Consider the following 23,043-nt stretch of genomic DNA (forward strand, 5'->3'; position numbering starts at 1 on the left):
GCGGGTCTCAAGGCCCGGTCCGAGGCCGGGGCGTCGGACCCGAGCACCTAGCCCTCGACCCGTCGCGCACCGGTGTCGTCCGGGGCCGCGGTCAGCGGGGCAGGACGGGGTTCGCGTCGGACGCCGCGACGTCGCCCGGTGTGAGGCCCGGCAGCCACGAGGCCAGGTCATTGACCTGCGCTGGGTTGGCCGGCTCGAGCACGGGCAGCCCGTCGGCGAACCAGATCACCGTCATCACCTCACGCATCTGCGTCGAGGTGTTGCCGAGGGCCTTGTGCACCGTCCAGCCCGAGTGGAACGAGGCGTCGCCCGCCTGCATCGCGACCGGCTCGTCGGCGACGAGACCACGCTCGGCGAGAAGCCGGTCGAAGTGCTCCTCGGACGCGTCGGAGATGCCGATGTCGCTGAGCGGCCCGTCGGCATGGCTCCCGGTCGCGAATGCGAGACCGCCGTGGTCCGGCGTGATGTCGACGAGCGGCATCCACATCGTCAGGCACCGCGAGCCGTCGAGTGGCCAGTACATCGCGTCCTGGTGCCAGGGCGTGTAGCCGCCGCCGGGCTCCTTGAAGAGCGCCTGGTCGTGGTAGAGCCGGACCCGCGGCACCCCGAGGAGCTGTGCCGCGACGCCGGCGAAGCGGGACGCCATGACGAAGCGGGCCACGTCCTCGTCGTGCCGCCACAGGTTCATCACCTGCAGGAACGCCATGCCATAGCTGTCGCGCTCGGCCAGGGGCCGCGTCTCGGTGCTGAGCCGCTCGACGGCCGCGGCGATGGGGTCGCGGTAGGCCGCCGCCTCCTCCCGCGTGGCCACCTGGGCCAGGCGCACGTGGCCGTTCGCACGGTAGGCGGTGACGTCACCGTCACTGACGGGGTATGCCGTGGTGAGCTCGGGAAGCGTGTCGATGGGCATGGGCGGACCGTCCTTCGCGGATCGCCAACGACCGGAGCGGTCGTCGGGTGGCTGAAGCACACCAGACCCGCGGAACCGAGACCCCGAACCTCGTGGTCACAGGGGTACGTTCTGGTTCCATGTGTACGTGAGCGACACCGCATCGACGTCTGCGGTCGGGCCTCAGCCCGCAGCCGCGCGCCTCGGCCGCGTCCTCGTCTCGGCCCGCATCACCGCGGGGAGCGGCCTGCCACCGGGAACGACCCGGCGCCACCCGACGTGGGGGCTCACGTTCGTCACTGCCGGCACCGGCCGCTACCGCGACGCCCGTCACGACGAGCCCATCGGGGCAGGCACGCTCGTCGTCGTCCACCCGGGACATCCGCACTGGTACGGCGCCGACGCCGGCGGCTGGGACGAGCACTTCGTCGTGTTCGACGGCGCCGTCTTCGACTGCGCCGGACGCACTGGAGCCCTCTCCCCCGACCGCCCGCTCGTGCACGGCCTGCCGGTGCGCCGGTGGGCCGCCCGCTTCGCCGCGTTCGACCGACCGCGACCCGCCACGGTCGACGCGCGGGACGTCGAGGCGCTCGACCTGCTCGCAGCCCTGCTCGAGGCGCGCGACCTCGCCGACCACCCGCGGCGACGCGGCCCCGTCGGCGGGGCCGGCTGGCTCGCGCGGTCGGTCGAGCTCCTCGAGGGCGACCTCACCGAGACCCTCGACCTGCCGTCGGTGGCGGCCGAGGTCGGCCTGCCCTACGAGACGTGGCGGCGGCGCTTCCGGGCCGAGACCGGGACCGGCCCGTACGCGCACCGTGCGGCTCGGCGGCTCTCCGCGGCCACCGACCTGCTCGTGCACACCGGCCTCAGCGTGCGCGACATCGCCGCCGCCACCGGGTTCACCGACGAGCGGCACCTCATCCGGCGCTTCCGCGAGGCAACCGGCGTGACGCCGCGCGCCTACCGGGACGCCGGCACCTGACGGCATACGTCAGGCATACGTCATCGTGCGTGACCGAGGTGATGCCGGCACCCGGGCGGGTGCTGGCATCACCTCGAAAGGGCTTGATATGCCGGGCGGCTCAGCCGCAGACGGCGCCGCCGCTCGCGCTGCCGACGAGCTTGCGGTACTTCGCGAGGACGCCCCTCGTGTACTTGGGCTCGGGGTGCGTGACGCCCTCGGCGCGGCGGCGCGCCATCTCGTCGTGGTCGACGAGCACGTCGAGCGTGCCGCTCGCGACGTCGAGGCGGATGGTGTCGCCGTCGCGCACGAAGGCGATCGGTCCCTCGTCGACCGCCTCGGGAGCCACGTGGCCGACGCAGAGGCCCGTTGTGCCACCGGAGAAGCGGCCGTCGGTGAGCAGCAGGACGTCCTTGCCGAGGCCGGCGCCCTTGATGGCGCCCGTCACGGCGAGCATCTCGCGCATGCCCGGGCCGCCCTTGGGGCCCTCGTAGCGGATGACGACGACGTCGTTCTTCTTCAGCGAGCCGGCCTCGACGGCGTCCATGGCGGCGCGCTCGCCGTCGAAGACGCGGGCCGTGCCCTCGAAGACCGACTCGTCGAAGCCGGCCGACTTCACGACGGCGCCCTCGGGGGCGAGCGAGCCGGTGAGGATCGTCAGGCCGCCGGTCTTGTGGATGGGCTGGCTCATCTCGCGGATGACGCGGCCGTCGATGTGGGGCGGGTTGATCTCGTCCAGGTTCTCGGCCATGGTCTTGCCGGTCACGGTGAGGCAGTCGCCGTCGAGCAGGCCGGCCTCGAGGAGCGTCTTCATGACGACGGGGATGCCGCCGATGTGGTCGATGTCCTTCATGACGAAGCTGCCGAACGGCTTGACGTCGGCCAGGTGCGGCACCTTGGCGCCGATGCGGCGGAAGTCCTCGATCGTCAGGTCGACCTCCGCCTCGTGGGCGATGGCGAGCAGGTGGAGCACGGCGTTGGTCGAGCCGCCGAACGCCATGACGACGGCGATGGCGTTCTCGAACGCCGGCTTGGTCATGATGTCGCGCGCCGTGATGCCGCGACGGAGCAGCTCGACGACCGCCTCGCCCGACTTGCGGGCGTACATGTCGCGGCGGCGGTCGGTCGCGGGCGGCGCGGCCGAGCCCGGGATCGACATGCCGATCGCCTCGGCCACGGCGGCCATGGTGTTGGCGGTGTAGAAGCCGCCGCACGCGCCCTCGCCGGGACAGATGGCACGCTCGATGGCGTCGACGTCCTCGCGCGACATGAGACCGGCGTTGCACGCGCCGACGGCCTCGAAGGCGTCGATGATCGTGACCTCCTTCTCGGTGCCGTCGGAGAGCTTGGCGACGCCCGGGAGGATGGTGCCGGCATACAGGAACACCGACGCGAGGTCGAGGCGCGCGGCGGCCATGAGCATGCCCGGCAGCGACTTGTCGCAGCCGGCGAGCAGCACCGAGCCGTCGAGGCGCTCGGCGTTCATGACGGTCTCGACGGAGTCGGCGATGATCTCGCGGGAGACGAGGCTGAAGTGCATGCCCTCGTGGCCCATCGAGATGCCGTCGGACACCGAGATCGTGCCGAACTCGAGCGGGTAGCCACCGCCGGCGTGCACGCCGTCCTTGACGGCCTTGGCGAGCCGGTCGAGGGACAGGTTGCAGGGGGTGATCTCGTTCCACGAGCTCGCGACCCCGATCTGGGGCTTGGCGAAGTCGTCGTCGCCGAGGCCTACCGCCCGGAGCATCCCCCGTGCCGCGGTCTTCTCGAGACCGTCGGTGACGTCGCGGCTGCGGGGCTTGATGTCAGGCGTCTGCGTCATGGCTGCAGCATAGGACGGTGTCCGCTGGGTGGACACCGCATCTCACAGCCTGATCGCCGCGTCGTCGCTGCGGAACCGGTCACCCGGAGGGCCCCGGGATCAGTCCTCACGCCCGCGGCTGACGTGGAAGCGGGTCAGCTCGCACGTGCCGAGGTCGAGGTCGGCCCACTCCCCCGCGTAGCGCAGGACGGCGAGCCCGCTCGTGACGAAACCCTGGCCCAGCGCCTCGTGGGCCTCGCGCGACCCCTCGCCGTCGGTGAGCAGGCTCGTCAGCTGGGCCATGGTCGGGTTGTGCCCCACGACGAGCACCGTCGAGGTGTCGCCGGCGTCCTCGCGCACCGTCTCGAGCGTCTGCTCGGAGCCGCCGAGGTAGACGCTGCGCCGGAACTCGACGAACTCGGTGTGCGCCCCACCCCGGCACGCCTCCTCCCACGTCTGGCGCGTGCGCTGCGCGGTCGAGCAGATGACGAGGTCGGGGACGAGGCCCTCGGTGTGGAGCCAGGAGCCCGCCGCCTTGGCGTCCCGCCGGCCCCGGGCAGCGAGCTCGCGGTCGTGGTCGGGCTTGCCCGCCCCCTCCTCCGCCTTGGCGTGACGCATGAGGATGAGGGTCTTCTCCCGCGAGGCGCTGCTCATGGTTCCGAGCATGCCCCGATCCCCTCGGGTTGTCAGCCCGGGTGGTCCCGCGTCACAGCTCCAGGGCCGGCTTGATGCGCTTCGGCGTCCACATCCGCGACCGTCGGGCCGCGATCGTCGACACAGTCAGCGCGACGACGAGGTATGCCGTGAGCACCCCGAGCGACCCGAGGACCGGTCCGAGGTCGGCGCCGTAGAGCAGGCGTCGCAGGCCGTCGACCGCGTGGCTCATCGGCACGACGTGGTGCACCGCCTGCAGCGGCGCGGGCAGGGTCTGCCACGGGAAGGTGCCTCCGGCGCTGACGAGCTGCACGACCATGAAGACGAGCCCGAGGAACTTGCCGACGGCGCCGAGACGAGCCGCCAGCGCGTGCAGGATCGCGACGAACGTCATCGAGGTGAAGCAGAGGAAGAGGAAGGCGAGCACCGGGTGGGCGATCTTGATGTCGACGCCGCGTCCGACGACGAGCACGAGGGCCGCCACCTGGACGAGCCCGACGAGCGCAGGGGCGAGCCATCCGCCGAGCGCCGTGCGGACCGAGCGCTGGCTCGTCGCGAGCGCCCGCGGTGACAGCGGACGGACGAACAGGAAGAGGACGTAGGCGCCGATCCAGAGGGCGAGGCTCATGAAGAGCGGCGCGAGCCCGGCGCCGTAGGAGCCGGCCGACGAGAGCGAGCCGGTGGACACGCCGACGGGGTTGCCGATCGTCTGCGCCATGGCCTTGCGCTGGGCGTCGCTCGGGTCGGGGATGGAGTCGCGGCCCTTGACGAGACCGTCGTGCAGGTCGGTGGCGCCCTTGGTGAGCGCGTCGAGACCGGACGCGAGGGAGTTCGCGCCCGAGGCCAGCGAGTCGGCCCCGGTGGCGGCCTTGTCGGCACCCGTCGTCAGCTGGCCGGCACCGGTCTTGAGCGTGTCGAGGCCGCTCGAGAGCGTGCTCGCACCGTCGCGCAGCCGGACGGCGCCCGAGTGCGCCGAGGCGATGCCGTCGGTGAGCGCCGGCGTCGCCTTCGCGAGGGCGCGGGCCCCGGTGGCGACCTGGTCGGCGCCCTTGGACAGGCGGGTCAGGTCGCTCGAGGCCGACTGGATGGTCGAGTCGGCTCGGTCGACGTAGCCGTCGATCGTGTCCAGCCGTGACGTGACCAGGGACAGCTGGGCGTCCGTCAGGCCCTGCGCGCGCAGGGTGTCGAGGAAGCTCGTGCGGTCGGCGGTGATCCGGCGCTTGAGGTCGCTCGAGGCCGTCGCGGCCTTGGTGCCGTAGCCGGCGATCGTGCGGTTGCCCGCCGCGACCTGCTCGGCGCCGTCGGCCAGCTTGTCGGTCTGGGCCGGCAGGCTCGCCGTCCGCGACTGGAGCGTGCCGAGCCCGGAGGCGAGCTGGCCGGCTCCTGCCTCGAGGTCGTCGGCGCCCGCGGCCGCCTGGCCGATGCCCGTCCCGAGGCGCTTGGCTCCGGAGGACAGGTCGTGCAGGCCGCTCGCGAGGCTCGTGGCGCCGGTCGCGAGCTGGTGGGCGCCGGAGTCCGCCTTGGCCGCTCCGGCCCGCAGCTTCTCCGACCCGTCGACGGCCTTGACGAGCTGGTCGTGCACCTGGCTGAACCCGAGCAGCAGCTTGCTCGCAGCGGTCTGGCTCACCTCGCTCGCGACGGACGCCGTGACCTGCTTGATGACCTGGCTGCCGATCATCGAGGTCATGTAGTTGTTGGCGTCGTTGGTCTCGAGCACGACGGTGGCCTGACGGGGCTTCATCTCGGCCGTCGAGGCGAGGTCGGCCGAGAAGGTCTTCGGCATGATGACCGCGAAGGCGTACGTGCCGTCGTCGACGCCGCGCAGCGCCTCGTCGTGCGAGACGCGGTGCCAGTCGAAGGACTTCGAGTCGACGAGGTGGTCGGCGACGCTGCCCCCGACCTGCAGCTTCTCCCCCGTGCTGAGCGTCGTCCCGGCGTCGTCGCTGACCACCGCGGCGGGCACCTGCGGGAACGCGCCGTACGGGTCGTGGTTGGCGTAGAGGTAGAGCCCGCCGTAGAGGGTCGGGATGAGCACGAGGGCCGCGAGGGCCAGCCGGGCGAGCCGCGAGGAGGTGAGGCGGCGCAGCTCGGCGACCGCGAGTCGGACGGGGTTCATGCCGAGGGCTCCTTCGGGAGGTTCGGTTCGTCGGCGTCGGCAGCGGGGTCCGCCTCGACGTCGGGTTCGTCGGCCGTGTCGACGGCCGTGTCGTGTGCCGTGTCGTATGCCGTGTCGTGTGCCGTGTCGTCGGGGCTGCCGAGGTCGGCGGGCAGGGACGCGGCCGTCGCTGCCGTGGTCAGCACGATGACGGTGAGGCCGGTCTCCGCGAGGCGCCGGCAGGTCTCGAGCCACACGGTGTGGTCGCCGCCGTGCCGCTCCGGGCCGGCGAGGACCAGGACGCGCACCATGGGGTGCAGGGCGCCGAGCTCGAGCAGCAGGCTCGTGCGCACTCCGGCGGGTAGCTGCTCCCAGGGCCGTGTCGCGCGGTCGGACAGGTCGTGGGCCTCGAGGAACGCTGCCACGGCGGCACGGCCGGCCGGCTTCTCGGCGAGCGCGAGCTCCTCCTCGACGACGGCCTTGACCGCGATGGTGTCCTCGGGGGCCGTGACGTCGGCGACGTCGACGAGCCGGGTGCGCAGCTGGAGGTCGGCCAGGTCAGATCCGGCGCCGATGCGGATGCGGCCGCGCATCAGCTCGACGCGGCCGCCGATGGCGAGCGCCAGGGCGACCTGCGGGATGCCGGGGTCGGTCGGGACGACGGTGACCTCGCCAGGCGGCGCGGTGAACGAGACGTGCTCGACGAAGGGCTCGTGGGTGCCGGCGACACTGATGTCGTCGACCACGACGGTGCGCTGGTTGAAGCCCTGCAGGTGGGGCACCTCGGTTTCAGTCACGATACGAGTATGCATCCGATACGTTGTCGTATTCAATTCGAGCACGTATCCTTGTACACATGACCACGACGGCCGAGCCCCGAATCACCGCCCGACGCCGGGCCACCCGTGACCGTGTGCTCGAGGCGGCGAGCGAGGTCTTCGCCGAGCGCGGCTTCCACGGGGCCACGGTCGAGGACATCTGCGAGCGGGCCGGCTTCACGCGGGGCGCGTTCTACTCCAACTTCAGCTCCAAGGACGACCTCGTCGTCGAGCTGTCGCAGCGCCACTCCGAGGCGCTCGTCGACCGGATCCGCCGGGCCAGCAAGCGCGAGCACGCCGGCGCCGACGAGGTCCTGCGCGACGTGTTCGCGGCGCTCGCCGACGACAGCCGCAGCAAGGAGCGCTGGCTCGTGCTGACCACGGAGTTCACCCTGCACGCGATCCGCGACCCCGAGGCGCGCCGCGCCTGGGCCGCGCAGCAGCGCCGCGTCCGCGACGAGCTCGTGACCGTCGTCGACGAGGCCGTCGCGCGCCAGGGCCTGACCCTGCCAATCCCCACCGAGCTCTTCGTGCGGGCCGCCATCTCGCTCGCCCAGGGGTCGATGACCCAGCGCCTCGTCGAGCCGCGCTCGCTCACCGTCGGCGAGCTCGAGCGCACCGTCCTGCCGATCCTGCTCGGCGTCGCCGACTGAGGTCTTCACCCTCCTCCGAAGCCGCAAGGTGATCCCAAGGTCCTCCCGCTGTGCTGGACGCAGTGGGAGTCGACCGGGGAGGAGACCATGTCCTGGGCTGAGGTGCCCGGCTGCGTCGAGAACCCGGTGTCGCCGACCGCGCTCTCGACCGCGCTCGTCAGCCGCCGGAGACCGCGTTGATGATGTGCACGCGTGCGCCGGCCGGCACTGCCGCACCGACTCCGGCTCCGCGTGTGGCGTCCTCACCGTTGACGAACACCTTGACGTGACGGCGGATCTGCCCGCGCTCGTCGCGCACCTTGCCGTCGAGGACCCGGTGCCCCGAGAAGGCTCGGTCGAGCAGCTCCGCCACGGTCTGCGACTCGGTCGGGGACTCGACCTCGATCTCGGCCACGCCGCCGACGAGGTCGCGGAGCATGCCCGGGAGGATGACGCGAACGGGGGCGGACGGCATACGGAATCCTCTGTCTCTCAACCGAGCTGGGCCGCGCGCACGACGAGCACGTCGGGCAGCTGGGTGGCGATGCGCTGGAACGACTCGCCCTCGTCGGCGGAGGCGAACACGTCTCCGTTGCGGGTGCCGAGGTAGACGCCGACGGGGTCGGAGTCGTCGAGCGAGGCCGCGTCGCGCAGCACGCACGTGTAGCTGTCGGCGGGCAGCCCGTCGGCCTGCATGCGCCAGTGCGCTCCCCCGTCGTCCGAGCGCTGCACCTGAAGCTGGGCGCCCGGCGGGATGCGCTCGCCGTCGTCCTGCACCGGGATGTTCCACACGACACCGGGCCGGCGCGGGTGCGCGAGGATCGTGAAGCCGAAGTCGGTGGGCAGCCCGTCGGCGATGGACTCCCACGTGTGGCCGTTGTCGTCGGAGCGGTAGACGCCCTTGTGGTTCTGGGCGTAGAGCGCCCCGTCGGCCTGCCCACGGGCGACCTTGTGCACGCACTGGCCGAACTCGGGGTACTCGTTGTCGGGCATGAAGTAGGCCCGGATGCCGGGATTGCTTGCCTCCCAGGTGTTTCCGCCGTCCTCCGACCGGTAGACGCCGCCCGCGCTCATGGCGACGAGCAGGTGCTCGGGGTGCCCGGGCTCGGGGACGATCGTGTGCACGGCTCCCCCACCGAAGCCCGGCTCCCAGCTCGGCCGGTGCGGGTGGTCCCACAGCCCGCGGACGAGCTCGTAGCGCTCGCCCCGGTCGGTGCTGCGGAAGAGGGCGTGCGGCTCGACCCCGGCCCACACGACGTCGGCGTCGTTGGGGTCGGGCGTCAGCTGCCAGACGCGCTCGAGCGCCGTGTCGGTGTCGGTGGGGAACGACAGGGCCCGCTCGGCGCTCTCGGTCCACGTGCGACCGCCGTCGGACGACACCTGGACGGTCGGGCCCCAGTGCCACGACTTGACGCCGGCGAGGACCGTGGAGCGCCCCTCGCGGGTGTCCACGGCCACCGAGGCCACCTCGCTCATGAGGAAGTGCGGACCCTCGAGGGCCCAGTCCCGGCGGTCGGTGCTGCGCGCGATCCAGAGCCCCTTGCGCGTGCCGATGGCGACGATGGTCTCGGTCATGTGGACAGTGTCCACTATGACTACGGGGCAGACAAGGGTCCGGCCACGGCATTGTCGACCCGAGCACCGGAGCGCAGGGCCTCCACCTGCCGGCGCACGAGCGCGATGGCCCGCGGCCGCATGGCCTCGGTCGCGCCTCCCACGTGCGGCGTGACGAGGACCCCCGGCGCGGTCCACAGCGGATGGCCCTCGGGGAGCGGCTCGGGGTCGGTCACGTCCAGCGCCGCGCGCAGCCGCCCGGAGGAGCACTCGGCGACGAGGGCGTCGGTGTCGACCACCGCTCCCCGGGCCACGTTGACGAGCAGCGCGCCGTCCGGCATACGACCGAGCATCTGCGCGTCGAACAGCCCGCGGGTCGCGTCGGTGAGCGGGACGATGACGACGACGACGTCCTGGTCGGGCAGGAGCTCGGGCAGCTCGTCGATGCCGTGCACGTGCGGCACGAGGTCGTCACCGGCCCGGGCCCGCGACGCGACCGCCGTGATCGCGACCTCGAACGGCTCCAGACGTCGCACGATCGCCCGTCCGATCTGTCCGTAGCCCACCACGAGCACCCGCCGGTCGGCGAGCGACGAGCGCAGTCGCAACGGCTCCCAGGTCGAGCGCGCCTGGGACGCAGCGAAACCCGGGATCTCGCGGATCGACGCGAGCACGAGGGTGAGAGCGAGCTCGGCTGTCGACGCATCGTGGACCCCCGCCGCGTTGCAGAGCGTCACGCCGTCCGGCAGGTCGTCGACGAAGTGCTCGTAGCCGGCGCTCTGCAGCTGGACGACCTCGAGCGAGTCGAGGCCCGGCGTGACGTCGGCGAGCCGCAGCTTCGTCATGTAGGGCATCACGGCGAGGCGGATCTCGGCGCCGCGCGGGTGCGGACCCTCCATGTCCCACACGAGCGCGTCGACACCGTCGAGGTCGGCGAGCGCCTCGGCGTACTCCGGGTCGGGGACGGACACGACGAGCGGATCAGCAGCCATGACGTCACGCTAACGAAGGCAGCGCCGTGGCCGCGGACCAGTCCGCCGAGTCACGGCTAGGCTCGCGCCGTGATCACGCAGCCCCACGTCCTGGCACTCGGCTCCGGCCGGCGCACCGTCCCCCACGGTGGTGGCCGCCCGACCGCCATCGACAAGCAGCCGGTGGACGCCTTCGAGGTGCGCGACCCGGGACCCAAGCACGGCGGGCTCGGCAGCGGCGTGGTCGGCGACGAGATCGGCAACCCCAAGCACCACGGGGGCGAGCTGCAGGCCGTCTACGCCTACCCGCGCGAGGACCTGGACTTCTGGGAGCAGCAGGTCGGACGCCCCCTGCGCTCCGGTGGCTTCGGCGAGAACGTCACGACCGTCGGGATCGACACGACGCACGCCCTCGTCGGGGAGCTCTGGCGGATCGGGGACGTCGTGCTGCGGGTGGAGGTCCCGCGCATCCCGTGCGGGACCTTCGCGAAGCACATGGACGAGCCCCGCTGGGTGCGGCGGTTCACCGAGGAGGGCCGCACCGGGGCCTACCTGTCGGTCGTCACGCCGGGCGTCGTGCGCACCGGCACACCCGTCGAGGTCGAGCGGCCCACGCACGACATCGACCTGCTCCTGCTCTTCCGCGCCTTCACCGGCGACCTCGAGGCCGCTCGCCGGGTCGTCGACGCGGACGTCGTCCACCCCGAGGTCCAGGAGGGCCTCGTCGACGCCCTCGGGCGACGCGGCCGCTGAGCCACCGTGCTCCCGCGCTCCGCGTGGGACAGAATGAGGTATGCCGCACTCCTCCCGATCGATCGGTCGCGCCCTCTCGGGGTGCGTCGTCGTCGCCCTGCTCACCGCGGCGTGCTCGACAGGCGGGCCGTCGGCGCCCTCGGTCGGGACGGGCACGGGCGCCGGGGGCAACGGCGGGACGTCGGGCACCGAGGCCGGGCGAGGCAGCGGGGCCACGAGCGCGCCGACCGCGACCGCCGCACCGAGCAGCGGCACGTCGGCCCTCTCCCCCACGGCGACCACGCCCGCGGCGCCGACCTCCACCCGACCTGCGACGCCCCAGGCCACGCCCCAGGGACCCACGACGCTGCTGTCCGGGCTCGACATCGCCTGGTCGGTCGCGGTGCTCCCCGATGGGAGCGCCCTCGTCAGCGAGCGCAACACGGGCCGCATCCTCCACGTGCCCAAGCCCGGGTCGGGCGGCGCGTCCTCCGTCGCCGGACGGCTGCCCATCACGCGCACCGAGGGCGAGGGCGGGCTCCTCGGCCTCGCCGTCCCCGCGGACTTCGACGCGGACCCCGTCTTCTACGCGTACTACTCGACCGACAGCGACAACCGCATCGCGGCCGTGCCCTGGCGGGACGGCACGCTCGGCGAGCCGGTCGTCATCTTCTCCGGCATCCCCCGCGGTCGCTACCACAACGGCGGCCGCATCGCCTTCGGACCCGATGGCTACCTCTACGTCGGCACGGGCGAGGCCGGCGACACCTCGCTGTCGCAGAACCTCGGCTCGCTCGGCGGCAAGATCCTGCGCATCACCCCCGACGGTGACCCCGCCCCGGGCAACCCCTTCGGCGGCTCGCCGATCTGGTCCCTCGGGCACCGCAACGTGCAGGGCCTCGCCTGGGACAGCCGGAAACGACTGTGGGCCAGCGAGTTCGGTCAGAACACCTTCGACGAGCTGAACCTCATCGAGCCCGGGAAGAACTACGGCTGGCCCGAGGTCGAGGGGCGCGCGGGCAACCCCGACTTCGTCGACCCCGTGGCCCAGTGGCCGACGTCCGAGATGTCACCGAGCGGCATCGCCGTGGGCCCGGACGGCGCCGTCTACATGGCAGCCCTGCGGGGCCAGTCGGTGTGGCGCGTCCCCGTCGGTGCCGACGGGACGGCCGGCACGCCGACCCGCCACCTGCAGGGCACCTACGGCCGCATCCGCGACATCCACTGCGTCGGCGACCGGGTCTGGATCACGACGAGCAACAACGACCGGGCCGACCGGCTCATCTCCCTGCCGCTCTCGGCGGTCGGCGCCGGCTGACGGACTGCGCGACGTCGGGCCTGCCGCTCCCGGCCGGACGTGGCTAGCCTGACGGACAGGGCCGGCACCGACGCCGTCCACGAGCAGGAGGGGCACCCGATGGGTTCGTACGACGAGATCCTCGACCAGGTACCGATCGACCAGCTGGCGGGCCAGCTCGGCGTCGGGAGCGACGAGGTGCGCCAGGCGACGGAGCAGGCGCTGCCCGCCCTGCTCGGCGGCCTGCAGGCCAACGCCTCCGACCCGGCCGGCGCCGACTCGCTGATGGCGGCGCTGTCGGACCACCAGGCCCCCGTCACCGGCCTCGACGACCTGGACGAGCAGGACGGTCGCGCCATCGTGGGCAACATCTTCGGCGGCAGCACCGACCAGGTGGTCAACCAGCTCGGCGGCCTCGGGGGCAGCTCGGGCGGCCTCGTGCAGAAGCTGCTTCCGCTCCTCGCGCCGATCGTCATGTCGTGGCTCGCCAACAAGTTGGGTCAGGGCGGCCTCGGCGGCATGCTCGGCGGTGGCTCGGAGGACGGCACGATCGGGACCGGGGGCTCCGGCGGCGGGTCCACGGACGGCGGCCCGCTCTTCCCCGGCGGCGTCGGAGCCTCGAGCGGCCCGGTGCAGGCGCCCGGCAGCGCCACCTCGACGGGGGCGGCCGCCGGTGGGTCCAACCCGCTGCAGGACATCCTCGGCCAGGTGCTCGGCGGCGGGGCCGGCTCCTCCGGTGGCAGCGGCGGCGCGGGCGACATCCTCGGTGGCCTGCTCGGCGGCCTCCTCGGCGGCGGCAAGCGCTGACCCCTCGAACGTCGAGAGGCCACCCCTTGCGGGTCCACAGCAGTCGAGAGGCCACTCTTCGTGACGAAGAGTGGCCTCTCGACTACGCGTTGGCCACGAACTCTGGCCTCCCGACGGTTACTGCAGCTTGGCGAGGATGAGCTCGCGGGCCTTGCCGGCGTCGGCCTGGCCCTTCATCTCCTTCATCACCTGGCCGATGAGCGCACCGGCGGCCGCCACCTTGCCGTCGCGGATCTTCGCGGCGACGTCGGGGTTGGCCTCGATGACCTTGTCGACAGCCGCCTCGAGGGCGCCGTCGTCCTGGACCAGCTCGAGCCCGCGCGCGTCGGCGACGGCCGTCGGCGTGCCCTCGCCGGCGAGCACGCCGTCGAGCACCTGGCGCGCCATCGAGTCGTTGAGCCGGCCGGAGACGACGAGCCCGTCGAGCTCGGCGATGTGGGCGGGCGTCAGACCCAGCCCCGCGGCATACGTGACGATGTCCTGGCCCTCGGCGTTGGCGCGGCGCGACGGCTCACCGAGCCACCACTTCTTAGCCGCACCGGCACTGGCGCCGGCTGCCACGGTCTCCTCGATGAGCTCGACGGCACCGGCGTTGACGACGTCGCGCATCTCGAGATCGCTGTAGCCCCAGTCGGACTGGAGCCGCTTGCGGCGCAGTCCGGGAGGCTCCGGCAGGGTGCCGCGGAGCGCCTCGACCGTCTCGCGCGTCGGTGCGACGGGCACGAGGTCGGGCTCCGGGAAGTAGCGGTAGTCCTCGGCGTCGGACTTGACGCGGCCCGACGTCGTGATGCCGGTGTCCTCGTGCCAGTGACGCGTCTCCTGCAGGATCGAGCCGCCGCCGTCGAGGATCGCCGCGTGGCGGGAGATCTCGTAGCGCACGGCCCGCTCGACCGAGCGGAGCGAGTTGACGTTCTTCGTCTCGGTGCGGGTGCCGAGCGGCACGGCGAGCTGGGCCTCGTCGAGCGGCGCACCGACGCGCGGTCGCAGCGAGACGTTGGCGTCGCAGCGCATCGAGCCCTGCTCCATCTTGACGTCGCTGACGTCGAGGGCGCGCAGCAGGTCGCGCAGCGCCGAGACGTAGGCCTTGGCGACCTCGGGTGCGCGCTCCCCCGCGCCGACCATCGGCTTGGTGACGATCTCGATGAGCGGGATGCCGGCGCGGTTGTAGTCGACGAGCGAGTGGTCGGCGCCGTGGATGCGGCCGGTCGCGCCGCCGATGTGCAGCGACTTGCCGGTGTCCTCCTCCATGTGGGCGCGCTCGATCTCGACGCGGTAGACGGTGCCGTCCTCGAGCTCGACGTCGAGGTGGCCCTCGAAGGCGATCGGCTCGTCGTACTGCGACGTCTGGAAGTTCTTCGGCATGTCCGGGTAGAAGTAGTTCTTCCGGGCGAAGCGGCACCACTCGGCGATCTCGCAGTTGAGCGCGAGGCCGATGCGGATGGCCGACTCGACAGCCTTCTCGTTGACGACGGGCAGCGCGCCCGGCAGGCCGAGGCACACGGGGCAGACCTGCGAGTTGGGCTCGGCGCCGAACTCCGTCGGGCACCCGCAGAACATCTTCGTCGCCGTGTGCAGCTCGACGTGGACCTCGAGGCCCATCACGGGGTCGAACTTGCCCATGGCCTCGTCGTAGTCCATGACGGCGTCGGCGGTGGCCGTGCTCATGTCAGGCTCCCTTCGCAGCAGCGGCGCCACCCAGCGAGGGTGCGCGGTCGAGGATCGGACCGCCCCAGCGGTCGACGAGGGCGGCCTCGAGGGCGGCGCCCACCGAGTAGAGCCGCTCGTCCTTGGTCGCGGGCGCGAGGATCTGGATGCCGGCGGGCAGCCCGTCCTCGTCGGCGAGACCGGACGGGATCGACATGCCGGGCACGCCGGCGAGGTTGGCCGGGATGGTTGCGATGTCGTTGAGGTACATGGCCATCGGGTCCTCGAGCTTGTCGCCGAGCTTGAAGGCCGTGGTCGGGGCCGTCGGGCTGACGAGCACGTCGACCTTGCTGTATGCCGCGTCGAAGTCCTGGGCGATGAGCGCGCGGACCTTCTGGGCCGAGCCGTAGTACGCGTCGTAGTAGCCCGAGCTCAGGGCGTACGTGCCAAGGATGATGCGGCGCTTGACCTCGTCGCCGAAGCCGGCGTCACGCGTGGCCGCCATGACCTGCTCGGCGCTCGGGGCGTCGACGCCCTCGGGCAGCACCCGCAGGCCGTAGCGCATGGCATCGAACTTGGCGAGGTTGCTCGAGGCCTCGCTCGGGAGGATGAGGTAGTAGGCCGCGAGGGCGTACTCGAAGTTCGGGCAGCTGACCTCGACGACCTCGGCGCCGAGCTCCTCGAGCAGCGCGACGGACTCGTCGAAGCGGGCGCGGACGCCGGGCTGGTAGCCCTCGCCGCCGAGCTCCTTGACGACGCCGATCTTCATGCCGCGCACGTCGGCGGCGCGGGCCGCCTCGACGACCGGCGGGACCGGCGCGTCGATGGACGTCGAGTCCATCGGGTCGTGGCCGCCCATGACGGCGTGCAGCAGGGCGGTGTCGAGCACCGTGCGGCCGCACGGGCCGGCCTGGTCGAGGGAGCTGGCGAGCGCCACGAGGCCGTAGCGCGAGACGCCGCCGTAGGTCGGCTTGGTGCCGACGGTGGCCGTGACGGCGGCCGGCTGGCGGATCGAGCCACCGGTGTCGGTGCCGGTCGCGAGCGGCGCCTGGAACGAGGCGAGCACCGAGCTCGAGCCACCGCCCGAGCCGCCGGGGATGCGGTCGAGGTCCCACGGGTTGTGCGACGGGCCGTAGGCCGAGTGCTCCGTCGAGGAGCCCATCGCGAACTCGTCCATGTTCGTCTTGCCGAGGATCGGCAGGCCGGCCTCGCGCAGCTTCGTGACGACGGTCGCGTCGTAGGGCGGGATCCAGCCCTCGAGGATGCGGCTGCCGCACGTCGTGGGCACACCCTTGGTCGTCATGACGTCCTTGACGGCGATCGGCACGCCCGCGAGCGCACCGAGGCTCTCGCCCGCCTGGCGCCGCTCGTCGACCGCGCGCGCCTGCGCGAGGGCGCCGTCGGTGTCGACGTGCAGGTAGGAGTGCACCTGGCCGTCGACGGCGGCGATCCGGTCGAGGTGCGCCTGGGTCACCTCCACGGAGCTGATGGTCTTGCGCGCGAGAGCGTCGGCCAGGTCGGCGGCGGTCGCCCTCGTCAGGTCGGTTGGCAGGTCGGTCACGTCGGTGCCTTCGGTTCGTAGCTGCGACAAGCGGTTTCGTGGATGCCCGTCACGGGCGGGGCGTATGCCGGGTGCTCGGCGACACGGCATACGCGAGCAGGTCGGTGGCTGGGGGGCTCAGTCCTCGTCGAGGATGCGCGGCACCGAGAAGCGCTGCTGCTCGGCCTGGGGCGCGCCGGCGAGCACGGCGTCGGCGCCGAGGCTCGGGCGGACCACGTCGGGGCGGGTCACGTTGGTCAGCGGCATCGGGTGCGACATCGGGGCCACGCCCTCGGTCGGGGCCTGCTGGACCTTGGCCACGGACTCGAGGATGACGCCGAGCTCACCCACCATGCGGTCGAGCTCGGCGTTCGAGAGCTCGATGCGGGCGAGGCCGGCCAGGTGGGCTACGTCGTCGCGGGACAGGGATGACATGCGCGCCAGTCTATGGGGCGCCCCAGCGCGCCCGGACCACGCATCCGGCGTCGGCTCGACGGGTCCGCGACGAGACGGGCGTGTCCTCCGGCGGCCTGGCTCGTTGACCACACCGGATCCACGAACTGCCGCAAGGAGAACCCTCGATGACGAGCCCGGCCACCCCGACGACCGACACCCCCGCACCCGAGCCCGCACCCGCACCGGCCACACCGGCCGCCACGACGCCGGAGGCCGGGACGCCCACCCCGGCTCCCGCTCCCGAGCCCTCGGACCGGGCAGCCGCCAAGGCCGAGTCGGGCGCAGCGGCACGCCGCTCCCTCGACGTCCGCGCCGGCGCACGCCGGGCCGCGAGCCTGACCGGCGCCGGGATCACGCGGCTGCGCACGCTGCTCGGCGAGATCGTGTGGTTCGCCTGCCTGCTCGCGGCGACGGCCCTGCTGCTCGGCGCCGTCCTCGTCGTGCTCGAGGCCAACACGCGCAACGCGCTCGTCGAGGCGGTGCTCAAGGCGGCCGACTGGGCCGACCTGGGCGTCTTCAGCCGCACCGCGGGCGTCAAGCAGTTCACCGGCGACGGCGCGACGGTCAAGAACGCCATCACCAACTGGGGCCTCGGCGCGGTCGCCTGGCTCGTCGTGGGCCGGATCGCCCGAAGGATCCTCACCCCGCGAGCCTGACCCCCGGTTCGATGTATTCGCGCGGCCTTCCGGCGTACGCGAATACATCGAACCGGGTGGGTGCGGCGGTGGCGGACCGTCAGTCGCGCGACCTCTGGCGCCGCTCGAGGACGTAGCGGCGCAGGACGTTGCGCCCTGTGCCCCAGATGCCGTGCCGGAAGAGCAGCACGATGACGACGAAGATCGTGCCGGTGATCAGGCCGATGCCCTCGAAGCCGGAGCTGGCGAGGAAGTCCTCGAGCGTCACGACGACACCGGCGCCGACGAGACCGCCCCAGAGGGTGCCGATGCCGCCGAGCACCGTCACGAGCACGACCTTGCCGGAGGTCGTCCACATCAGCTCCTGCAGCGAGGCGAACTGGTGGCTGACCGCGAAGACGCCGCCGGCCAGGCCCGCGAGCCCTGCGGAGATGACGAAGACGGTGATCTTGTAGCGCTCGACGTCGTAGCCGAGCGCACGGGCGCGGGCCGGGTTGTCGCGCACGGCCGTCAGCACCCGGCCGAAGGGCGAGTTGACGACGCGCCAGGCGAGCAGGATGCCGATGAGGATGAGCACGGCGCCGACGTAGTAGAAGTAGAACGGGTCGGTCTCGACGAGCTCGATCCCGAAGAAGTTGCGCGGGATGCCCTGCAGGCCGTTCTCGCCGCCGGTGAGGTCACGCGCCTGGTTGGCGATGAAGTAGAGCATCTGCGCGAAGGCGAGGGTCACCATCGCGAAGTAGATGCCGGTGCGCCGCACCGAGAGGTAGCCGATCGGCCACGCGATGAGCATCGAGAAGACTGCCCCGCCGAGGACGGCCACCGGGAACGGCACGCCCCAGTGGGTGGCGATGAGCCCGGTGCAGTAGGCGGATCCGCCCCAGAAGGCCGCGTGCCCGAAGCTGAGCAGCCCGGTGAAGCCGAGGAGCAGGTCGACGCTGATCGCGAAGAGCCCCCAGCACAGGATGTCCATCGCGACCGGCGGGTAGATCCAGTACGGCAGCATCACGACGACCGCGAGGCCGGCGAGGAGCAGCACGTAGCGCAGCGGGTTTCGCCGCGACAGGATCGAGGGCTGGGCCAGGTCGACGTCGACCTTGGCGGTCATCTGCTCGCTCATGCGACCTCCTCCCGTCCGAAGAGCCCCGAGGGCCGGACGAGAACGACGAGCGCCATCAGCACGAAGATGACGATCTGGGCGTACGTGGGGGCGTAGGCGATGCCGTAGGCCTCGACGAGTCCGACGAGGAAGCCCGCGACCACCGCCCCGAGGATGGATCCGAGGCCGCCGATGACGACGACCGCGAAGAGGATGATGATGAAGTTGCTGCCCATCTCGGCCGTGATGGCGCGCGTCGGGGCGGCGAGCACCCCGGCCAGGCCCGCGAGGGCGATGCCGAAGCCGAAGACCGGTGTCACCCAGCGGCCGACGTTGATGCCGAGGGCGCGGGTGCGCTCGGGTGCCTCGGTCGAGGCGCGCACGATCATGCCGATCCGCGTCTTCGTCAGCAGCAGCCCGACGGCCACGCAGACGACGACGGAGAAGAGGCACGCGAAGATCGCGTACGTCGACAGGTTGACGCTGCCGATGCTCACCTGGCCGGTCAGGCCCGCCGGGACCTCGTAGGGCAGGCCGGAGACGCCGTAGCGCTGCTTGACCGCCTCGACGAGGATCAGCGTCAGCCCGAAGGTCAGCAGGAAGTTGTAGAGCGGGTCGAGCGCGAGGAGCCAGCGCACGAGCAGCCGCTCCATGAGCACGCCGAACCCGAACATGAGGATCGGCACGACGACGAGCGCGACCCAGAAGCCGACGTGCAGCTCACCGAGCAGCACCGCGGAGATGACGGCGCCGAGCATGTAGCAGGCGCCGTGGGAGAAGTTGACGACCCCGAGGACTCCGAAGATCACGGCGAGGCCCAGGGCGGACAGCGCGTAGAAGCCGCCGGCGGCGAGCCCCTGGAGGGTGTACTGGATGAATTCGCTCATGTCTCTCGCTCGTTCGCGGTCGATCGGGAAAACCTCGGTGCATGCCGTCCGGCGCGCCCTCGTGGGACGCCACCGGACGGCATACGCCACCGGCGGGTGTCAGCTCATCGAGCAGGCGGGGTTGGCCTCGCCATAGGCCTCGGCGGCCGGGATCGTCTTCTCGATGTCCTCGTAGTCCCACTCCTCCGGGGCGGAGGACTTGACCTTGGCGAGGTAGACGTCGTGGATGACGGCGTGGTCGGCCTTGCGGATCTCGCCGTTGCGCAGGAAGACGTCGTTGATCTTCTTGCCCTCGAGCTTGCCGACGATGGTGTCGGCGTCGTCGGTGCCGGCCTCCTGGACGGCCTCGAGGTAGTTCATCGCGGCCGAGTAGTTGGCGGCGTGGGCGAAGGACGGACGGGTGTTCGTCTTCTCCTTGAAGCGGTCGGCCCACTTCTTGTTCTGGGCGTCGAAGTTCCAGTACCAGGCGTCGGTGAACTGGGTGCCGGCGAACTGGTCGACCCCGAGCGAGTGGATGTCGGTGATGAACATCAGGCCGACGGCGAGCTGGACCTTGCCCTTGAGCGAGCTCTGGTTGAACTGCTTGACGAAGTTGATGAGGTCGCCGCCGGCGTGCATCGAGCCGACGACCTTGGGGCTGCCCTCGCCGGCCTTGGTGATGAAGGTGGCGAAGTTGTCGCTCGGGAACGGCGAGGCGATCGACTGCCCGACGCTGCCGCCGTTCTTGGTGACCTCGGCGCTGAACGACTTATTCATGTCCTGGCCGAAGGCGTAGTCGGGGTAGACGATGTTCCAGCTCGTCCCACCCTCCTTGGTGATGGTGCCGGCGGTGCCGCGCGCGAGGACGGCGGTGTTGTAGGCCCAGTGGAAGGTGTACTTGTTGCAGCTCGCACCGGTCAGGGCCGTCGTGCCCGCGCCGATGTTGATGTAGAGCTTCTTCTTGTTCTTGGCCTGCGTGGCGACGGCGAGGGCCGCGGCCGAGTTGGGCACGTCGAGGATGATGTCGGCCTTCTGCCGGTCGTACATCTCCTGCGCCTTGGAGTTGGCGATGTCGGCCTTGTTCTGGTGGTCGGCCGTGACGATCTCGATGTCCTTGGCGACGGCCTTGTCGCCGTACTTCGCCTTGTAGTCGTCGATCGCCATCTGGATCGCGACCTTGGAGTTGGGGCCGGACAGGTCCTTGTAGACACCGGACTGGTCGTTGAGCAGGCCGATGACGACCTTGTCGTCGGTGAGCTTGCTCGAGCCGCCGGACTGCGGGCCGCCGGCCCCTCCGCACGCGGCGAGCGCGAGCGACGCGGTCGCCGCGATGGCGACGGTGCCCTGGACTGTCCTGCTACGCATGTCTGCTCCTGGTTTGTGACGGGTTTGTGACGGGGTGGGACGGGTGTGTGACGGGGTGACGCTGGTGGTGCGGTGAGGCGAGGTGGGTGCTGTCGTATGTCGTATGCCGTATGCCGTGTGCCGCGCGGGTGCGCGACGCCTGGTGTGCGCCGTGGTGCGGCGTCGTGATGCGCGGCGCGGGCTGGGTGTGGCGCCGACGCGGGCGGGCTACATCCCGAGGTAGGTGAGCAGCTCGCCCTCACGGGCGCGGAACTCCGCGTTGCCGAGGTGCTCGACGACCTTCCCCTGCGCGAGCAGGTAGTGCCGGTCGGCGACGGTCGAGGCGAACTTGACGTTCTGCTCGACGAGCAGCACGCCGACCCCCTGACCCGTGATCTCGCGGACGATCTCGCCGATGCGCTGGACGATGACGGGGGCCAGTCCCTCGCTGGGCTCGTCGAGCAGCAGCAGGCGCGAGCCCATCCGCAGGACCCGGGCCATGGCGAGCATCTGCTGCTCGCCGCCGGAGAGCTTCGTGCCGGGGAAGTCCCGGCGTTCGTGCAGCACCGGGAAGAACTCGTAGACCTTCTCGAGCGACCAGGCGTCGGGGTGCACGACGGGCGGCATCAGGAGGTTCTCGGCGACGGTGAGGCTCGAGTAGATGCCGCGGTCGTCGGGGACCCAGCCGATGCCGGCGCGGGCGCGGGCGTCGGCCGACCGCTTGGCGAGGTCGCTGCCGTCGAGGGTGATCGTGCCCTCGGTCTGCCGGTGCAGGCCCATGACGGAGCGGAGCAGGGTCGTCTTGCCGGCGCCGTTGCGGCCGACGAGCGTGACGACCTCGCCGGGGGCGACGTCGATGCTGACGTCGGTGAGCACGCGGGCCTCGCCGTACCAGGCGGAGAGCCCGGCCACCTCGAGCATCCGCGGCCCGGCGGTCGTCCCTGCCGGCGCGGTCGTCGTGCCGGTCGTCGTGCCGGTCGTCGTGCCGGTCGTCGTGCCGGTCGTCGTGCCGGTCGTCGTGCCGGTCGTCGTGCCGGTCGTGCCGGCGGTGTCGTCACTCATGGGCTGCTCCGAGGTAGGCCGTGATGACACGCTCGTCGGCGCGGACCTGCTCGTACGGGCCCTCGGCGAGCACCTGTCCCGACTGGAGCACCGTGACGGTGTCGGCGAGCGAGCCGACGACGTGCATGTTGTGGTCGACGAAGACGACGGTGCGGCCAGCCGCGAGCTGCTTGACGAGGGCGATGGTCCGGTCGATGTCCTCGATGCCCATGCCGGCGGTCGGCTCGTCGAGCAGGAGCAGCTTGGGGTCCAGGGCCATGGCGATGGCGAGCTCGAGCGCACGCTTCTGGCCGTACGCGAGCGACGAGGCGGGTGCGCCCGCGCGGTCGGCGAGGCCGACCTGCTCGAGCAGCTCCATGGCGCGGTCCTTGAAGGTCGCCATGCGGCTGACCGAGCGCCACCACTGCTTGCCCATCCCCGTGGGGCTCGCGAGGGCGAGCTCGAGGTGCTCGCGCAGGGTCATCGCCTCGAAGAGGCTCGTGATCTGGAAGGAGCGCGCGATGCCGAGCGGCGCGATCTGCTCCGGCGCCTTGCCGGTGATGTCCTGACCGTCGAAGACGACGGCGCCGGACGTCGGCGAGAGGAAGCCGGTGAGCAGGTTGAAGAGCGTGGTCTTGCCCGCTCCGTTGGGTCCGACGAGGGCGTGGACGGTGCCGCGGGCGACCGCCAGGTCGACCTCCGAGACGGCGCGGAAACCGCGGAACTCCTTGGTCAGGGCCCTGGTCTCGAGCAACGGGGTACCCGTCAAGACCTGCACCTCCTCGTGCGTCGCGCTCCGGTGAGCGGTGGTGTCGCGGCGTGCTGCTCAGGTGAGCGAGGCATCGACCGCGGATAGCTGCTGGAACTGCTGCGAACTTCGGCAAAGCCTAGGAGGGCACCACGACGAAAGGACGGTGGGGACCCACACACCTGAGCGGCTTCTGTGGGGTCGGCACACATGCGAGCGCATCCATCGACGCGCCGCCCGCTCACACCGTGGCGTCGGCCGATCCGGACTCGACGAGGCGGATCCCGCGCTCGTCGACGAGGCGCTCGCGCAGGTCGGCGCGGGCCGCGAGCAGCGCGATGGCCCGCGCGATGCGTTCGGGGTCGACGCCGAGCAGGCGGACGTCTCCGAGGGCGACGACGCGGTCACGGCACCCGTCCCGCGCGCCCTCCACGGGCACGGCCACCGGTCAGGCGCCGT

General features: G+C 71.8%; 23 protein-coding genes. 6 read left to right on the forward strand and 17 right to left on the reverse strand.

Features of this window, described 5'->3' with window-relative positions; all coding sequences use genetic code 11:
- Positions 1-91: 91 nt before the first annotated feature.
- Positions 92-910 (reverse strand): phytanoyl-CoA dioxygenase family protein, encoded by an 819-nt coding sequence (locus tag U5C87_RS19530; RefSeq protein WP_330474119.1) that lies wholly within the window; start codon positions 908-910, stop codon positions 92-94.
- Positions 911-1,037: 127 nt separating this feature from the next.
- On the opposite strand from U5C87_RS19530, the gene U5C87_RS19535 reads away from it, so the two are divergent.
- Positions 1,038-1,871: a helix-turn-helix transcriptional regulator gene (locus U5C87_RS19535; protein ID WP_330474120.1), complete on the forward strand. Its 834-nt coding sequence runs from the start codon at positions 1,038-1,040 to the stop codon at positions 1,869-1,871.
- Between the two features lie 100 nt (positions 1,872-1,971).
- On the opposite strand, the gene ilvD is transcribed toward U5C87_RS19535, so the two are convergent.
- The 4 genes from ilvD to U5C87_RS19555 form a co-directional block, all read right to left on the reverse strand.
- On the reverse strand, positions 1,972-3,672 hold the full coding sequence (gene ilvD / locus U5C87_RS19540; RefSeq protein ID WP_330474121.1) for a dihydroxy-acid dehydratase: 1,701 nt from the start codon (positions 3,670-3,672) through the stop codon (positions 1,972-1,974).
- A gap of 99 nt (positions 3,673-3,771) precedes the next feature.
- Complete coding sequence (locus U5C87_RS19545; protein ID WP_330474122.1) at positions 3,772-4,305, reverse strand: SixA phosphatase family protein; 534 nt, start codon at positions 4,303-4,305, stop codon at positions 3,772-3,774.
- Between the two features lie 52 nt (positions 4,306-4,357).
- Positions 4,358-6,421 (reverse strand): YhgE/Pip domain-containing protein, encoded by a 2,064-nt coding sequence (locus U5C87_RS19550; protein ID WP_330474123.1) that lies wholly within the window; start codon positions 6,419-6,421, stop codon positions 4,358-4,360.
- Complete coding sequence (locus U5C87_RS19555; protein ID WP_330474124.1) at positions 6,418-7,197, reverse strand: hypothetical protein; 780 nt, start codon at positions 7,195-7,197, stop codon at positions 6,418-6,420. Before U5C87_RS19555 ends, U5C87_RS19550 begins: the two co-directional genes overlap by 4 nt.
- Before the next feature lie 59 nt (positions 7,198-7,256).
- Between U5C87_RS19555 and U5C87_RS19560 the strand changes: the two genes are divergently transcribed.
- Complete coding sequence (locus tag U5C87_RS19560; RefSeq protein ID WP_030195125.1) at positions 7,257-7,871, forward strand: TetR/AcrR family transcriptional regulator; 615 nt, start codon at positions 7,257-7,259, stop codon at positions 7,869-7,871.
- Positions 7,872-8,028: 157 nt separating this feature from the next.
- Here the strand turns inward: U5C87_RS19560 and U5C87_RS19565 are convergent, their stop codons facing one another.
- From U5C87_RS19565 to U5C87_RS19575, 3 genes are read right to left on the reverse strand one after another with little or no spacing between them, the layout of a single operon-like run.
- Positions 8,029-8,325, reverse strand: coding sequence for a MoaD/ThiS family protein (locus tag U5C87_RS19565; protein WP_030195122.1), 297 nt, complete (start codon positions 8,323-8,325; stop codon positions 8,029-8,031).
- 17 nt (positions 8,326-8,342) lie between these two features.
- The gene (locus U5C87_RS19570; protein WP_330474125.1) at positions 8,343-9,425 is read right to left on the reverse strand and encodes a WD40/YVTN/BNR-like repeat-containing protein; all 1,083 of its coding nucleotides are present in this window, start codon (positions 9,423-9,425) and stop codon (positions 8,343-8,345) included.
- Positions 9,426-9,445: 20 nt separating this feature from the next.
- Positions 9,446-10,396 carry a 2-hydroxyacid dehydrogenase gene (locus U5C87_RS19575; RefSeq protein WP_330474126.1) on the reverse strand — a complete coding sequence of 317 codons (951 nt, stop codon included), beginning with the start codon at positions 10,394-10,396 and terminating at the stop codon, positions 9,446-9,448.
- Between the two features lie 69 nt (positions 10,397-10,465).
- On the opposite strand from U5C87_RS19575, the gene U5C87_RS19580 reads away from it, so the two are divergent.
- The 3 genes from U5C87_RS19580 to U5C87_RS19590 are packed head-to-tail and all read left to right on the forward strand — an operon-like array spanning position 10,466 to position 13,211.
- Complete coding sequence (locus tag U5C87_RS19580) at positions 10,466-11,128, forward strand: MOSC domain-containing protein (protein WP_330474127.1); 663 nt, start codon at positions 10,466-10,468, stop codon at positions 11,126-11,128.
- 40 nt (positions 11,129-11,168) lie between these two features.
- On the forward strand, positions 11,169-12,425 hold the full coding sequence (locus U5C87_RS19585) for a PQQ-dependent sugar dehydrogenase (protein WP_330474128.1): 1,257 nt from the start codon (positions 11,169-11,171) through the stop codon (positions 12,423-12,425).
- A 39-nt stretch (positions 12,426-12,464) separates the two neighbouring features.
- Positions 12,465-13,211 carry a DUF937 domain-containing protein gene (locus U5C87_RS19590; protein ID WP_330474129.1) on the forward strand — a complete coding sequence of 249 codons (747 nt, stop codon included), beginning with the start codon at positions 12,465-12,467 and terminating at the stop codon, positions 13,209-13,211.
- A gap of 117 nt (positions 13,212-13,328) precedes the next feature.
- Here the strand turns inward: U5C87_RS19590 and gatB are convergent, their stop codons facing one another.
- From gatB to gatC, 3 genes are all read right to left on the reverse strand, one after another.
- Positions 13,329-14,876: an Asp-tRNA(Asn)/Glu-tRNA(Gln) amidotransferase subunit GatB gene (gene gatB, locus U5C87_RS19595; protein WP_330474130.1), complete on the reverse strand. Its 1,548-nt coding sequence runs from the start codon at positions 14,874-14,876 to the stop codon at positions 13,329-13,331.
- A 1-nt stretch (position 14,877) separates the two neighbouring features.
- Positions 14,878-16,407 carry an Asp-tRNA(Asn)/Glu-tRNA(Gln) amidotransferase subunit GatA gene (gene gatA / locus U5C87_RS19600; RefSeq protein WP_330476721.1) on the reverse strand — a complete coding sequence of 510 codons (1,530 nt, stop codon included), beginning with the start codon at positions 16,405-16,407 and terminating at the stop codon, positions 14,878-14,880.
- A 126-nt stretch (positions 16,408-16,533) separates the two neighbouring features.
- Positions 16,534-16,830, reverse strand: a complete 297-nt coding sequence (gene gatC / locus U5C87_RS19605; protein WP_330474131.1) for an Asp-tRNA(Asn)/Glu-tRNA(Gln) amidotransferase subunit GatC — start codon at positions 16,828-16,830, stop codon at positions 16,534-16,536.
- A gap of 146 nt (positions 16,831-16,976) precedes the next feature.
- On the opposite strand from gatC, the gene U5C87_RS19610 reads away from it, so the two are divergent.
- Positions 16,977-17,507: a hypothetical protein gene (locus tag U5C87_RS19610; protein ID WP_330474132.1), complete on the forward strand. Its 531-nt coding sequence runs from the start codon at positions 16,977-16,979 to the stop codon at positions 17,505-17,507.
- A 79-nt stretch (positions 17,508-17,586) separates the two neighbouring features.
- Here the strand turns inward: U5C87_RS19610 and U5C87_RS19615 are convergent, their stop codons facing one another.
- From U5C87_RS19615 to U5C87_RS19640, 6 genes are all read right to left on the reverse strand, one after another.
- Positions 17,587-18,606 (reverse strand): branched-chain amino acid ABC transporter permease, encoded by a 1,020-nt coding sequence (locus U5C87_RS19615; protein WP_330474133.1) that lies wholly within the window; start codon positions 18,604-18,606, stop codon positions 17,587-17,589.
- Positions 18,603-19,472: a branched-chain amino acid ABC transporter permease gene (locus U5C87_RS19620; protein ID WP_030195070.1), complete on the reverse strand. Its 870-nt coding sequence runs from the start codon at positions 19,470-19,472 to the stop codon at positions 18,603-18,605. Before U5C87_RS19620 ends, U5C87_RS19615 begins: the two co-directional genes overlap by 4 nt.
- A 99-nt stretch (positions 19,473-19,571) precedes the next feature.
- Positions 19,572-20,816 (reverse strand): ABC transporter substrate-binding protein, encoded by a 1,245-nt coding sequence (locus U5C87_RS19625; protein ID WP_030195067.1) that lies wholly within the window; start codon positions 20,814-20,816, stop codon positions 19,572-19,574.
- A gap of 207 nt (positions 20,817-21,023) precedes the next feature.
- Positions 21,024-21,857, reverse strand: coding sequence for an ABC transporter ATP-binding protein (locus U5C87_RS19630; RefSeq protein ID WP_330474134.1), 834 nt, complete (start codon positions 21,855-21,857; stop codon positions 21,024-21,026).
- Complete coding sequence (locus U5C87_RS19635) at positions 21,850-22,614, reverse strand: ABC transporter ATP-binding protein (RefSeq protein ID WP_330474135.1); 765 nt, start codon at positions 22,612-22,614, stop codon at positions 21,850-21,852. Before U5C87_RS19635 ends, U5C87_RS19630 begins: the two co-directional genes overlap by 8 nt.
- Before the next feature lie 211 nt (positions 22,615-22,825).
- A complete protein-coding gene (locus tag U5C87_RS19640; RefSeq protein WP_330474136.1) occupies positions 22,826-23,029 on the reverse strand; it encodes a hypothetical protein in 204 nt (67 codons plus the stop codon).
- Positions 23,030-23,043 lie beyond the last annotated feature (14 nt).

It is taken from the genome of Terrabacter sp. C0L_2, assembly GCF_036352015.1.
GTDB classification, from domain to species: Bacteria; Actinomycetota; Actinomycetes; order Actinomycetales; family Dermatophilaceae; genus Terrabacter; species Terrabacter tumescens.